The following is a 14,252-nucleotide window of genomic DNA, read 5'->3' on the forward strand; positions in this document are numbered from 1 at the left end:
TGGCGGAGCTGCTTTATCGCTCTCGCCATGGCGGCGAACAGACGCCACATTATGTGAACATGACAAGAAGACTGATCCGAGGATGATGTGATGACCGCTTCCAAGCTCGAACAGCTCCGCCAGATGACGACCGTCGTCGCCGACACCGGCGACATCGAGGCCGTGCGCCGGCTGAAGCCGGTCGACTGCACCACCAACCCGACGCTGATCCTGAAGGCGGTCGAGACGCCGGCCTATGCCCATCTCGTCGAGGAGGCGATCGGCTGGGGCAGGAAGCAGGGCGGCGGCAACAAGGCGGTCCATGCCGTCTGCGATCGCCTCGCGGTGAGCTTCGGCGCGGAGCTCGCCGGCATCGTGCCCGGCCGCGTCTCGACCGAGGTCGACGCCGATCTCTCCTTCGATACGCAAGCGACCATCGAAAAGGCGCGCGCCGTCATCGCGGCCTACAAGGAGCGCGGCGTCGGGCGCGAGCGCATCCTGATCAAGATCGCCTCGACCTGGGAGGGCCTGCAGGCAGCGAAGGTCCTGCAGGGCGAGGGCATCGACTGCAACCTGACGCTGCTCTTCGCCCTGCCGCAGGCGGTCGCGGCGGCGGAGGCCGGCGCCTTCCTGATCTCGCCCTTCGTCGGGCGCATCCTCGACTGGCACGTCAAGGCCGGCGGCGGCCCCTATACGCCCGAGACCGATCCCGGCGTCGTCTCGGTCAAGACCATCCATGCCTATTACAAGACCCACGGCATCAAGACGGTGGTGATGGGCGCCTCCTTCCGCAACACCGGCGAGATCGAGGCGCTGGCCGGCTGCGATCGCCTGACCATCGGGCCGGGCCTGCTCGACGAGCTCGCCGCGGCGAACGGCGAGCTGCCGCGCCGGCTCAAGCCGGACGCGCCGGGCGAGGCGCCGGCCCGGCTCACCTTCGACGAGAAGGCTTTCCGCTTCGCGATGAACGAGGATGCGATGGCGACCGAGAAACTCGCCGAAGGCATCCGTGGCTTCGTCAAGGATCTGCGCGGCCTGCGCAAGCTCGTCGCCGGCAAGCTCGGCTGAGCCGGCGCCGCTTTTGGCGGAAACGCGCCCCGGAATGACGATGGCTGCGCCCTTACTCAGCCGCTTCCGCCGTCACCGCCTTGGCCGGCGCCGCCTCGGTCCCGAAGCGGGCGCGCCCGCCGGCGGCGGCGCTCTGCAATTGCTGCTTCCAGCCCTTGCCGTCACCGCCGCCCAGCGCGACGAAATCGGCCGGGCCGATCGCATCGGCGTCGCGGCCCCGATAGACCAGCACGCCGCCGGCGGTGACGACGATGTCGCCGCGCCGGAGCGTCGGATCCTTGAGATACCAGTGCCGGTCGGTCTGCGGATCGAGCTGAACGACGGGCGGGGCGGGCTTCGCGGAAACCTCCGGCGCGCGCGGGCGGGGTGCGCGGATGCGCGGAGCCTCGTCGAATTCGTAGATCGGGGAGGCGCGTAGCCGCGGCCCGCCGCCGAACAGGGCACGCGCCAGATCGTCGAACAGGCCGGCGGCTTCGGCCCCCGGTGCGGCGGCGAAGGCAAACGCCGCCGCGAGTCCCCATCGCGCCATCCTGTTGCCCGCCATCGCCTTGCCCTCCGCTGTCGCCATACCAACGACGAATGGTCGCGAAAGGTTCGGCCCGGGTTCACGGGCGAGGTTAAGATTCTCGCTCCGGCCGCTTACGCCTTGCCCTGCGCCGCGAAGGCCTCCGCCCGAATCGTCGAGAGCGATTTCGCCGGGGTGATCGCCTCGGGATCGAGCAGGCAGTGGATGATCGCTGGCTTGCCGCTCTTCACCGCGCGCTCGAAGGCCGGGGCGAACTCCGCCGTCGTCTCGACGCGCTCGCCATGGCCGCCGAAGGCGCGGGCATAAGCCGCGAAATCCGGGTTCTTCAGTGTCGTCGCCGAGACGCGGCCGGGATATTCGCGCTCCTGATGCATGCGGATCGTGCCGTACATGCCGTTGTCGACCAGGACGATGATGACGGGCAGGTCGTACTGCACCGCCGTCGCGAAATCCTGGCCGTTCATCAGGAAGCAGCCGTCGCCGGCGAAGGCGACCACGGTCCGCTCCGGGAAGATCCGCTTGGCGCCGATCGCCGCCGGCACGCCATAGCCCATCGAGCCGGAGGTCGGGGCGAGCTGCGTCGCGAATTTGTTGAAGCGGTGGAAGCGGTGCAGCCAGGTCGCGTAGTTGCCGGCGCCGTTGCACAGGATGGCGTCGTCGGGCAGCCGGCTGCGCAGCCAGCGCACCACCTCGCCGGGGTGGAAGGCGCCCGGCACCGGTGCCGGCTGCTCGCTCCAGGCGATATAGGCTTCGTGTGCCTCAGCCGCCGCCCCGGCCCAGGCGAGGGGCTTTTGCGGCTCGATCGTCTGAAGCGCGGCGCAGAAGCCGGCCGGCGAGGCGTTGATCGCGAGCGTCGGGCGATAGACCCGGCCGAGCTCCTCCGGATCGGGATGGACATGCACCAGCGGCCGGCCCGGATCGGGGATGCCGAACAGGGTGTAGGACTGGCTCGGCATCTCCGAGAGCCGCCCGCCGACGAGCAGGACGAGGTCGCTCTCCTTGATCCGCGCCAGGAGCTTCGGGTTGACGCCGATGCCGAGGTCGCCGGCGAAATTGGGATGGTCGGCCGGGAACAGCATCTGGCGGCGGAAGGAGACCGCGACGGGTAAATCGAAGCGCTCGGCGAAAGCCTGGAACTGCGCGATCGTCTCGGGGCTCCAGCGCGAGCCGCCGAGGATCGCGACCGGCGATTTCGCCGTGGCGAGGCGCCGGGCGAGGTCCTGCATCTGCGCGGGCGAGGGGTGCTGCTCGGTGACCTGGTAGGGCTGCGCATCCGCGACGTCGGCGATCTCGGTCAGCACGTCCTCTGGCAGCGCGATCACCACCGGGCCCGGCCGGCCCGAGGTCGCGACATGGAAGGCGCGGCTGATGATCTCCGGGATGCGCGCGGCATCGTCGATCTCGGTCGCCCATTTCGTCATGGTGCCGAAGACGGCGCGGTAGTCCAGCTCCTGGAAGGCCTCGCGCTCGCGCATGCCGCGCTCGATCTGGCCGACGAAGAGGATCAGCGGGGTCGAGTCCTGGTCGGCGATATGGATGCCGGGCGAGGCGTTGGTGGCGCCGGGGCCGCGCGTGACGAAGCAGATGCCGGGCCTGGCCGTGAGCTTGCCGGCGGCTTCCGCCATCATGCAGGCGCCGCCCTCGGCCCGGCAGATCGTGACCTTCATATTGGCGTCGTGCAGCGCGTCGAGCACGGCGAGATAGCTCTCGCCCGGCACGCAGAAGGCGTCGGTCACGCCATGGAGGATGAGCTGGTCGACGAGGATCTGCCCGCCGGTGCGATTAGCCATGCTGCGGCCCTCCCCAGGCCGGGTCGTTCAAAATCTCGTCGGCGTGCTCGCCGAGCCGCGGGCTCGGCCGCCCGGCGACCTGCCTGACGCCGTCCATCACGATCGGCGAGGCGACGGTCGGGATCGAGCCCGCCTTCGCCGCCGCGTTCGGCAGGTCGACCCGGACGCCGCGCGCGACGATCTGCGGATCGGCGAAGACCTCGCCGATGTCGTTGATCGGCCCGGCCGGCACGCCGACCCTCTCGAGCCCGGCCAATAGCCCGGCCTTGCTCTGGCGCCGGCAGAGCGCGTGCAGCCGCGCCGTCAGCGCGACGCGGTTCTTCACCCGCGACTTGTTGTCGAGATAGTCCGGCTCTTCGGCCAGCGCCGGCTCGCCAAGGACCTCGCAGAGCTTGCGCCACTGCCCGTCATTGCCGGTCGCGATGATGATGTGGCCGTCCGCGACGGGGAAGACGTCGTAGGGCACGATGTTGGGATGGGCGTTGCCGAGCCGTGGCGGCGGCTTGCCGCCGACGAGATAGTTCATCGCCTGGTTGCCGAGCACCGCGACCTGCGCATCGAGCAAGGCGAGATCGAGCGCAGCCCCTTCGCCGGTTATGTCGCGCTGGCGCAGCGCCGAGAGGATGCCGACCGTGGCGTAGAGCCCGGTATAGATGTCGGCGACGGCATAGCCCGCCTTCATCGGCTGGCCGGCGGGCTCGCCGGTGATCGACATCGCCCCGCCCATGCCCTGGACGAGGAAATCGTAGCCGGCGCGCGGCGCATAGGGGCCGTCCTGCCCGAAGCCGGTGACCGAGCAATAGATGAGCCGCGGGAAATCACGCCGCAGCGAGGCGGCGTCGAGCCCGTATTTCTCCAGGCCGCCGACCTTGAAGTTCTCGATCACCACATCGGCATGGGCGGCAAGCCGCCGGACCAGCGCCTGCCCCTCGGCCGTGCGGAAATCGGCCGTGATCGAGCGCTTGCCGCGATTGGCGGCGTGGAAATAGGCGGCGGAGAGATGTTCCTCGCCCGCGCCCTCGACGAAGGGCGGCCCCCATTTGCGGGTGTCGTCGCCGTCGGGCGCCTCGACCTTGACGACATCGGCGCCGAGATCGGCAAGGAGCTGGCCGATCCAGGGACCTGCAAGGATGCGCGCCAGTTCGAGGACGCGCAGACCGGTGAGGGGCGGGCTCGCCATGGTGGCGGTCAGGCTCAGAAGAACGCCTGCAGGCCGGTGATCGCCCGGCCCAGAATCAGAGCGTGGACGTCGTGCGTGCCCTCATAGGTGTTCACCGTCTCGAGATTCGCCGCGTGGCGCATCACCTGATACTCGATCTGGATGCCGTTGCCGCCATGCATGTCGCGGGCCTGGCGGGCGATGTCGAGCGCCTTGCCGCAATTGTTGCGCTTGACGAGCGAGATCATCTCCGGGGCCATCCGGCCGGCATCCATCAGGCGCCCGACGCGCAAGGACCCCTGCAGGCCGAGCGTGATCTCGGTCAGCATGTCGGCGAGCTTCTTCTGGTAGAGCTGGGTCTGGGCGAGCGGCCTGTCGAACTGCCTGCGGTCGAGCCCGTATTGGCGGGCGCGGTGGAAGCAGTCCTCGGCGGCGCCCATCACGCCCCAGGAGATGCCGTAGCGGGCGCGGTTGAGGCAGCCGAACGGACCTTTGAGCCCCGAGACGTTCGGCAGCATGTTGTCTTCCGGCACGACGACGCCGTCCATGACGACCTCGCCGGTGATCGAGGCGCGGAGCGAAAGCTTGCCGCCGATCTTCGGCGCCGAGAGGCCCTTCATGCCCTTTTCGAGGATGAAGCCGCGGATCTGGTTGTCGTGCGCGGCCGATTTCGCCCAGACGACGAAGACATCGGCGATCGGCGAGTTCGAGATCCACATCTTCGAGCCGGTCAGCCTGTAGCCGTCGGCGACCTTCTCGGCGCGCGTCTTCATGCCGCCGGGATCGGAGCCGGCATCGGGCTCGGTCAGGCCGAAGCAGCCGACATATTCGCCGGTGGCGAGCTTCGGCAGGTATGTCAGGCGCTGCTCCTCGCTGCCATAGGCGTGGATCGGATACATCACCAGCGAGGACTGCACGCTCATCATCGAGCGGTAGCCCGAATCGACGCGCTCGACCTCCCGCGCCACGAGGCCGTAGGAGACGTAGTTGGCGCCGGCGCAGCCGTATTTCTCGGGAACCGTCACGCCGAGCAGGCCGAGCGAGCCCATCTCGGTGAAGATCGCCCGGTCGGTCTTCTCGTCGAGATAGGCGTCGTGGATGCGGGGCGCGAGCTTCTCCTGCGCATAGGCGCGGGCTGTGTCGCGGATCAGCCGCTCGTCCTCGCCGAGCTGCTCGTCGAGCAGGAAGGCGTCGTCCCAGTTGAGCTGCGCGAGCTTGTGGCTGCCGGCCATCTACGTCGTCTCCCTTGAATTCATTGCGACATCATCCCGGCCGCGCGTTTCTCTGCGGTCGGGATGACGCTGACGCTACCGATCATGCATCCACGTCGAAGCTGACGCCCTGCGCCAGCGGCAAGGTGGTGCCGTAGTTCAGCGTGTTGGTGGCGCGGCGCATATAGCCCTTCCAGGCGTCGGAGCCGGCCTCGCGGCCGCCGCCGGTCTCCTTCTCGCCGCCGAAGGCCCCGCCGATCTCGGCGCCCGAGGGGCCGATATTGACGTTGGCGATGCCGCAATCCGAACCCTCGTCGGAGACGAAGAGCTCGGCCTCGCGCATGTTCAGCGTGAAGATCGAGGAGGAGAGCCCGGCGCCGACCGCGTTCTGCATCGCGATCGCCTCGTCGATCGACCTGTACTTCATCACGTAGAGGATCGGGGCGAAGGTCTCGCGCTCGACCGGGCCGCACTGGCGGGGCATCTCGACCAGCGCCGGACGGACATAGAAGCCGCCCGCGCCGACATCGACCTTCTCGCCGCCATGGACCTTGCCGCCCTCGGCCCTCGCCTCGGAGAGCGCCTTCTGCATGCCCTGCCAGGCGGCCTCGTCGATGAGCGGGCCGACCAGCACCCCGGCCTCGCGCGGATCGCCGATCGTCACGCTGGCATAGACCTTGGCGAGCTTCGGCACGAGCTTGTCGTAGATGTCCTCGTGCACGATCAGGCGGCGCAGGGTGGTGCAGCGCTGGCCGGCGGTGCCGATCGCCGCGAAGGCGATGCCGCGCAGCGCGATGTCGAGATCGGCGGAAGGGGCGACGATCGCGGCGTTGTTGCCGCCGAGCTCGAGGATGGCGCGGGCGAAGCGGGCGGCGAGCTTCTGGCCGACTTCCCTGCCCATGCGGGTCGAGCCGGTGGCCGAGACGACCGGCACGCGATGGTCCGACACCAGGATGTCGCCGATCTCGCGGGCGCCGATCAGCACCTCCAAAAGACCAGCCGGCGCCTCCGGGCCGAAGCGCTTCATCGTCTTCTCGACGATGGCCTGCACGGCGAGCGCGGTGAGCGGGCTCTTCTCGGAGGGCTTCCAGACGACGCTGTCGCCGCAGACGAAGGCGAGCGCCGCGTTCCACGACCAGACCGCCACGGGGAAGTTGAAGGCCGAGATCACGCCGCAGACGCCGAGCGGATGCCAGGTCTCCATCATGCGGTGGTTCGGGCGCTCGGTCGCGATGGTGAGCCCGTAGAGCTGGCGCGAGAGACCGACCGCGAAGTCGCAGATGTCGATCATCTCCTGGACCTCGCCGAGGCCCTCGGAGGTGATCTTGCCGGCTTCCAGCGTCACCAGCAGGCCGAGATCGGCTTTTGCCGCGCGCAGCTCCTCGCCGAGCAGGCGCACGAACTCGCCCCGGCGCGGCGCCGGCACCTTGCGCCAGGCGAGGAAGGCGCCTTGCGCGCGGCCGATCGCCGCCTCCGCCTCGGCCGGGCTCGTCTCGCGCAGCGTCACGATCGTCTCGCCGGTGATCGGCGAGCGCGCCGTGAGGCCGGCAGCGGCGTAGGACGCTTCCGAAACGCCGAGGCGCTTCAGCAGGGAAAGCGTGTCTTTGGGGAGGGACGTGGCCATCTTTGCCTTCCAGCGGTCGCAGGGCGCATGACACAACGGCGCGGGAACGGAGGCCGCCGCGCTCGAAGCCGGCAGAATGCCCTCTTTCCTCGCTCCGGGGCAATCGATATGTTCTCACTACTTGGTGAGTTTCAATCATGGATGATGCGCTCGTTCCCGGTCGCCTCTCGGTGCCCTCGCTCTCCGCGCTCGCCGCCTTCGAGGCGGCGGCGCGGCATGGCAGTTTTACCCGCGCCGCCGAGGAGCTCAACCTGACGCAAGGGGCGGTGAGCCGCCAGGTCGCGCATCTGGAGAAGGCGCTCGGCGTCGCGCTGTTCGAGCGCGTCAAGAAGCGCGTCATCCTGACGGCGGCCGGCGCAGCCTATGCCGCCGATATCCGCGACGGGCTCTCGCGGCTGGCGGCGGCGACCGTCTCCGCCATGGCCTTCCGGGGCGCGGCCGGCGTCCTCAATCTCGCCGTCCTGCCGACCTTCGGCACGCGCTGGCTGATCCCGCGCCTGCCGCGCTTCACCGAGGCCCATCCCGGCATCACCATCAACTTCACCACGCGGCTGGTGCCCTTCGATTTCGCCCGCGATCAGGTCGACGCGGCCGTGCATTTCGGCGCGGACAACTGGCCGGGCGCGCGGCTGCACCGGCTGATGGGCGAGGAGCTCGTGCCCGTCGCCGCTCCCGCCCTGCTGGCGCGCGCCGGCATCGCGGAGCCGGCCGACATGCTGCGCCTGCCGCTGCTCCAGCAATCGACGCGGCCGCGCGCCTGGGCGAACTGGCTGGAACAGCAGGGGCTCAAGCCGGAACGGGCGCTGATGGGGCCGCGCTTCGAGCAGTTCGCGATGATCGCGCAGGCGGCCGTGGCGGGCCTGGGGCTCGCCATCGTGCCGCGCTTCCTGGTCGAGGACGAGCTGCGCTCCGGCACGCTCGTCGTCCCGATCGACCGGCCGGTCATGGCCAGGGACGGCTACTATCTCGTCTATCCCGAGGAGAAGGCCAATCTGCCGGCGGTCGTCGCCTTCCGCGACTGGCTCATCGGGGAATGCGCCCCGGCGGGCTGAGGGCCTCTCGACAAGCGCGCCACGCTCGGTCATTCATGCGCATAATTCACCAACCCGGCTTTCACCCGAAGCCGGATGCGCGAGGCCAGCCATGCCGCCCGTCTGCGAAAGCGCCGATGTCGTGATCTGCGGCGGGGCCGCGATCGGTTCCTCCGTCGCCTGTCATCTCGCCGCCGATCCCGGCTTCTCCGGCAGAGTCGTGGTGATCGAGAAGGACCCGACCTACCGCTTCTCGGCCTCGGCACTCTCTGCCGCCTCGATCCGCCAGCAATTCTCGAGCCCGGTGAACATCCGCATCTCGCTCCACGGCATCGCTTTCCTGCGCCATGTCGGGGAGCATCTTGCGGTCGACGGCGAGGTGCCGGCGATCGACCTGCACGAGGGCGGCTATCTCTATGTCGCGGGCGAGGCCGGCGCGCCCGTTCTCGCCGCCAACCAGAAGCTCCAGGCCACCGAGGGCGCCGACATCGCGCTCTGCGATCCCGCCGCGCTGAAGCGGCGTTTCCCCTGGCTCAATGTCGAGGACCTCGCCTGCGGCACGTTCGGCGTCAGCGGCGAAGGCTGGTTCGACGGCTGGGCTCTGCTCCAGGCTTTCCGCAGGAAGGCGCGCAGCCTCGGCGTCGCATACCGCCAGGGCGAGGTCGCGCGCTATCTCACCGAGGCCGGGCGCGTCACGGGCGTCGAGCTCGCCGACGGCAGCCGCATCGCCTGCGGGGCCGTGGTCAACGCCAGTGGCACGCATGGCGCCAGGCTCGCGGCGACGGCGGGCGTCGCGATCCCGGTCAGGTCGATGAAGCGCTACGTCTTCTCCTTCACCTGCAAGGACGATATCGAAGGCTGCCCGCTGCTGATCGATACGACCGGCGCCTGGTGCCGGCCGGAAGGCCAGCGCACGGCGGAAGGCCGGCTCTTCATCGGCAGCTGCTCGCCGCTGGCGCCGGAGCAGGACGTCGCATGGATCGAGACCGATCCGGCCGTCGAGGATGTCGACTGGGGTTTCTTCGAGGAGGTGGTGTGGCCCGCGCTCGCCCACCGCATCCCGGCCTTCGAGCGGATCAGGCCGGGCCGCGCCTGGGCCGGCCCCTACGACATGTGCGGGCTCGACCACAACGCCATCATCGGGCCCGCGGTCGGCCTGCCCAATCTCTATCTCGCCAACGGCTTCTCCGGCCATGGCCTGCAACAGGCGCCGGCGGTCGGGCGCGGGCTCGCCGAGCATATCGCCCATGGCGGCTATCGCACGCTCGACCTCGCCGATCTCGGCCATGAGCGCGTCGTCGCGGGCCGGCCGCTCGCGGAGGCCAACATCATCTGACGGGGGGCTTCAGAACGCCTCTTCCCAGTCCCGGCTCAGCCGCATCGCACAGTTGATCAGCCCGACATGCGAATAGGTCTGCGGGAAATTGCCCCAGAGCTCGCCGGTTTTGAGGTCGGCATCCTCGGAGAGCAGGCCGAAGCTGTTGCGCCGTTCCAGGATGCGGCCGAACAGCGCCTTCGCCTCCTCGTCGCGCCCGATCGCGTTCAGCGCCTCGACATACCAGAAGGCGCAGATCAGGAAGCCGGTGTGCATGTAGCCGAAATCGTCCTGCGTGGCGTAGCGCAGCAGCAGGTCGCCGCGCTTCAGATCGCGGCCGATCGCCTCGACGGTCGCGACGAAACGCGGGTCCTGCGGCTTGACGAAGCCGAGCTCGGCCAGAAGCAGCAGCGTCGCGTCGAGATCGGCGCCGCCGAAGGTCGAGACGAAATGCCCCTTCCGCTCGTTCCAGATCGCTTCCGTGATGATCTCCTTGAGCCGGCGGGCATGGCCCTTCCAGTAGTCCCTGCGGTCGGCGCGTCCGAGCGTGCCGGCGATGCGGGCGAGCCGGTCGGCCGCCGCCCAGCACATCACGCTGGAGAAGGAATGCACCGCTTCCTTCTCGCGCAGCTCCCAGGGGCCGGCATCGGGCTTGTCGAAGACGGCGACGGCGAGCTCGCCCATGCGTTCGAGCTGGCCAAACAGCGTGTCCTTGCCCGGCTGGATCAGCCGCCGGTCGAAGAAGGCATGCGTGGCCGCAAGCACGACCGCGCCATAGCCGTCGTTCTGGACCTGGATCGCCGCGCCGTTGCCGAAGCGCACCGGCTGGTGCCCGCGATAGCCCGAGAGGTTCTTCGCCTCGAACTCGGTCAGCGAGCCGCCGCGCGTGATCGGATAGAGCGGCGGAAGGTGTTCGGCGCCACTTTCGGAGAAGGTGTCGACGATGTTGGTGATGAAGCCGAGATAATCCTCCATCGTCCGCGTCGTGCCGAGCCGGTTCAGCGCGTGGACGACGAAATAGGCGTCGCGCAGCCAGCAATAGCGATAGTCCCAGTTGCGCTGGGTGCCGGGCGCCTCGGGGATCGAGGTGGTGAGCGCCGCGACGATCGCGCCGGTTTCCTCGAAGGCGCAGAGTTTCAGCGTGATCGCGGCGCGGATCACCTCCTGCTGGTACTCGAAGGGGATCGAGAGCGCGCGCACCCAGTCGCGCCAGTAATCGGTGGTCTTGTCGAGGAATTCGCGCGAGGTCGTCTCGATCTCGGCGCGCAGCGCCTCGTCGGAGCCGATGAAGAAGGAATAGACCTGATCGACGGCGAAGGGCGTGCCCTCGACGACATAGGAGAGCGGCGCGTTGGTCGTCAGCCTGATCGTCTGGTCGGCACCGACGAAGCGGACATGGTTCGAGCCGCGCGTGACCTCGTCGGGTTCTTCCCCGATGCCGAGGCAGGGCCTGACCATGACGCGGATGCGCGGCCGCCCGGAGACGCGCCTGACCCGCCGCACGAGCTGCGGCGGCCGGAAGAAGCGCTCGTAGCGGATGAAGCGCGGCGCGAAATCGAGGATCTCGATGGCGTTGCCCTGGTCGTCCGAAAGCACGGAGGAGAGGATCGCGGTGTTGTCGAGATAGCCCTGCTCGCAGCGCGTCATGCCGACGAGCTCGATGGCGAAGAAGCCCTTCTCGAGCTCGGCGTCGCCGTCGTCGGCCTGGTTGTCGATCAGCGAGCAGAAGACGGGGTCGCGGTCGAAGCGCGGGAAGCAGCCCCAGACGATGCGGGCGCGCCGGTCGATCAGCGCGGCGATCGAGCAGTTGCCGATCACGCCGAGATCGAGCGAGGCGGAGTGGTGCCCCGCGGCCGTGGTGGTGACGGTCATGGTCGGTCCTGCATGAAGCTGGAAGCGGTCAGGCCGCCGCTTTCGGCAGCGTCGAGAAGGATATGCCTGAGCACGGTCGGCGAGGCCAGCCGGCAGGCGGCGCGGCTTTCGCGGTCGCCGCCGATGCGCACCGACAGCCCGCCCATGGCGTTGACCGCCTGAAAGCCGTCCTCGTCGGTGATGTCGTCGCCGATGAAGACCGGCCGGCGGCCGGCATAGGCGGGCGACGCCATCAGCCGGGCGATGGCGCTGCCCTTGCTGGCTTCGGCCGGAACGAGCTCGGCGACGGATTTCCCCTCCTGCAGGCGCATCGCCGGCCCCATCCGCGCGGCGACGGCGCGCATCAGGGCGAGCGCCTCGCTTTCCAGCGCCGGCGCCAGCCGCCAGTGCAGCGCGATCGAGAGGCGCTTGTCCTCGACGATGATGCCGACATGGCTGTTGGCGAAGCGGACGAGGTCGCTGAGCGCCGCGCGCATGTCCGCGGGCGCCTCGGCCAGCGCGCGGATCTCGCCGTCGATGCGGATCTGGGCGCCGTGCAGCCCGGCGATGTCGAAGCGGTGCGGCGCCAGCACGGAATCGAGGAAGCCGATCGGGCGGCCGGAAACGAGCGCGAGCGCGCCGCCGAGCGAGGCGCGCAAGGCTGCGAGCGCCGGCGCCACCCGCCGGTCGAGATGCACGTCCTCCGGCGAGGGGGCGATCTCCACGAGCGTCCCGTCGAAATCAAGGAGCAGAGCGATCTCGCGGTTGGAGGGAGCGATCTCGTCAGCGGCTGCGGCAGTATCGGGTTCGATCAAGGTCGTCATCGTCTCGTATCTGGGCAGAGAAGGTGGCACGAGCGCGGCCATCCGGCAGTGGACATCCTTTTCATGTCTTATCGCCTGATCGCGCGCTCGTCGAAAACAAGGATCGAGGGGTTGCCTCGATCTGACGAAAGACTAACATGGCGCTCCCAATTTCACCGCACGGCTGCTGCAATGCTGCCATGTGCCCCATGTCCGCACCCTGGAAACATTACGCTTTTGGAAGCGTTCTGTTCCTGTCGCTTTCGGCGAAATGCGGGCGGCCCCCTGTCGGAGAATGCCTGCTCATGCGCCTCGTCGTCGTATCCAACCGCGTCACTATTCCCGACCGCCATGAAAAGGCGATGGCGGGCGGGCTCGCGGTTGCGCTGCGCGAGGCGCTGGAGCAGCGCGGCGGACTCTGGTTCGGCTGGAGCGGCGCCATCGGCGAGGTTTCGCCGACGCAGGTCCGCCAGGTCGAGCGCGGCAACGTCACCTACGCCGTCACCGACCTCAGCGAGGCGGAGCGGCAGAGCTATTATCTCGGCTTCTCGAACCGGGCGCTGTGGCCGCTGATGCATTACCGGCTCGGCCTGACCGAGTTCCAGCGCGGCGACTATATGGGCTATCTCGGCGTCAACCGCCGCTTCGCCCGGGCGCTCGCCGGCCTGATCCGGCCCGACGACCTGATCTGGATCCACGACTACCACCTGATTCCGCTGGCGGCGGAGCTGCGCCGGCGCGGCATCAGCAACCGGATCGGCTATTTCCACCACATTCCCTGGCCGGCGGCCGAGGTCGTCGGCGCCTTGCCCTTCAGCGCGACGCTGATCCGCACCATGGCCGCCCACGATCTCGTCGGAATGCAGACCGAGATCGACGCGCGCAACCTGGTCGACGGGCTCATCTCGCTTTGCGGGGCGCGCTCCGACGGCCGGCACGTGCGGCTCGGCGGCCGCAGGACGGCCGTGCAGAGCTTCCCGATCGGCATCGACGTCGAGGGCTTCCGGCGGCTGGCTGCCGCTTCGGTGCGAAAGGCTACGACGCCGCTGCGCGCCACGCGGGTCTCGCTCGGCGAGCGCAAGCTCGTCATCAGCGTCGACCGGCTCGATTATTCCAAGGGCATCGTGCCGCGGCTGGAGGCCTTCGGCCAGTTCCTGCGCAACCACCCGGAGGAACGCGGCCGGGTCAGCCTGCTGCAGGTCGCGCCGCCCTCGCGCAGTGACGTGCCGGAATATGCCGAGCTCGACCGCCAGTCCGACGAGGTCGCCGGCCGCCTCAACGCCCAGCTCGGCGAATTCGACTGGACGCCGATCCGCGTGGTCAAGAAGGCCTATTCGCGCAAGGCGCTGGCCGGCTTCTACCGCCGCGCCCAGGTCGGCCTCGTCACGCCGATGCGCGACGGCATGAACCTCGTCGCCAAGGAGTACATCGCGGCGCAGGATCCGGCCGATCCGGGCGTGCTCGTACTGTCGCGCTTCGCCGGCGCCGCCCAGCAGCTCGGCGAGGCGCTGATCGTCAACCCCTTCGATTCGCAGGAGGTGGCGGAGGCGATCCGCACCGCGCTCGCCATGCCGAAGACGGAGCGCATCCGCCGCTTCGAACAGCTTTACGCCATCATCTCGGCCACCGATATCGGCTGGTGGACGCGGCGCTATCTGGCGGCGCTGGCGGGGGAGGGCGCGACGCTGCCCACCGGCGAGGCGACGAGCGCGCCGCGGGCCGGCCCGCGGCGGATCGCGGCCGCGACGCGCCGCAAGCGCGATGCCGCAGAGCCGTCTTCCCTGACGATGATCCAGTCATGAACGCCGGTGCGGCCGGGGGCCGTTTCGGTGGCCCTTGCCGAATACGGTCTCCGGTCGCTTGAGCCGGATGCGATCAGTTCCGATCAACCTGAT

General features: G+C 69.2%; 11 protein-coding genes. 4 read left to right on the forward strand and 7 right to left on the reverse strand.

The genetic code is table 11. The features are described from left to right. Positions 1-90 precede the first annotated feature (90 nt). Positions 91-1,047, forward strand: coding sequence for a transaldolase (tal, locus tag M9917_RS12420; protein WP_297254084.1), 957 nt, complete (start codon positions 91-93; stop codon positions 1,045-1,047). A gap of 52 nt (positions 1,048-1,099) precedes the next feature. On the opposite strand, the gene M9917_RS12425 is transcribed toward tal, so the two are convergent. From M9917_RS12425 to amaB, 5 genes are all read right to left on the reverse strand, one after another. Further along, a complete protein-coding gene (locus M9917_RS12425; protein ID WP_297254085.1) occupies positions 1,100-1,591 on the reverse strand; it encodes a hypothetical protein in 492 nt (163 codons plus the stop codon). 95 nt (positions 1,592-1,686) lie between these two features. Further along, complete coding sequence (locus M9917_RS12430) at positions 1,687-3,363, reverse strand: thiamine pyrophosphate-binding protein (RefSeq protein ID WP_297254087.1); 1,677 nt, start codon at positions 3,361-3,363, stop codon at positions 1,687-1,689. Then, complete coding sequence (locus M9917_RS12435) at positions 3,356-4,543, reverse strand: CaiB/BaiF CoA transferase family protein (RefSeq protein WP_297254089.1); 1,188 nt, start codon at positions 4,541-4,543, stop codon at positions 3,356-3,358. The genes M9917_RS12430 and M9917_RS12435 overlap by 8 nt, the downstream gene beginning before the upstream one ends. A 14-nt stretch (positions 4,544-4,557) precedes the next feature. Then, a complete protein-coding gene (locus M9917_RS12440) occupies positions 4,558-5,754 on the reverse strand; it encodes an acyl-CoA dehydrogenase (protein WP_297254090.1) in 1,197 nt (398 codons plus the stop codon). Between the two features lie 82 nt (positions 5,755-5,836). Continuing rightward, positions 5,837-7,357: an L-piperidine-6-carboxylate dehydrogenase gene (amaB, locus tag M9917_RS12445; RefSeq protein WP_297254092.1), complete on the reverse strand. Its 1,521-nt coding sequence runs from the start codon at positions 7,355-7,357 to the stop codon at positions 5,837-5,839. 137 nt (positions 7,358-7,494) lie between these two features. Here amaB and M9917_RS12450 point away from each other — a divergent pair, with 137 nt between their 5' ends. Both M9917_RS12450 and M9917_RS12455 read left to right on the forward strand, forming a co-directional pair. Then, the gene (locus M9917_RS12450; RefSeq protein ID WP_297254094.1) at positions 7,495-8,409 is read left to right on the forward strand and encodes a LysR family transcriptional regulator; all 915 of its coding nucleotides are present in this window, start codon (positions 7,495-7,497) and stop codon (positions 8,407-8,409) included. Between the two features lie 91 nt (positions 8,410-8,500). Next, positions 8,501-9,724, forward strand: a complete 1,224-nt coding sequence (locus tag M9917_RS12455) for an NAD(P)/FAD-dependent oxidoreductase (protein WP_297254096.1) — start codon at positions 8,501-8,503, stop codon at positions 9,722-9,724. A gap of 9 nt (positions 9,725-9,733) precedes the next feature. Here the strand turns inward: M9917_RS12455 and M9917_RS12460 are convergent, their stop codons facing one another. Continuing rightward, on the reverse strand, positions 9,734-11,575 hold the full coding sequence (locus tag M9917_RS12460) for a glycoside hydrolase family 15 protein (RefSeq protein ID WP_297254098.1): 1,842 nt from the start codon (positions 11,573-11,575) through the stop codon (positions 9,734-9,736). Then, complete coding sequence (gene otsB, locus M9917_RS12465) at positions 11,572-12,378, reverse strand: trehalose-phosphatase (RefSeq protein ID WP_297254100.1); 807 nt, start codon at positions 12,376-12,378, stop codon at positions 11,572-11,574. The genes M9917_RS12460 and otsB overlap by 4 nt, the downstream gene beginning before the upstream one ends. A 284-nt stretch (positions 12,379-12,662) precedes the next feature. Here otsB and M9917_RS12470 point away from each other — a divergent pair, with 284 nt between their 5' ends. Beyond that, a complete protein-coding gene (locus tag M9917_RS12470; protein ID WP_297254103.1) occupies positions 12,663-14,159 on the forward strand; it encodes an alpha,alpha-trehalose-phosphate synthase (UDP-forming) in 1,497 nt (498 codons plus the stop codon). Positions 14,160-14,252 lie beyond the last annotated feature (93 nt).

The sequence above is a fragment of the Bosea sp. (in: a-proteobacteria) genome (assembly GCF_023953965.1).
Classification (GTDB): domain Bacteria; phylum Pseudomonadota; class Alphaproteobacteria; order Rhizobiales; family Beijerinckiaceae; genus Allobosea.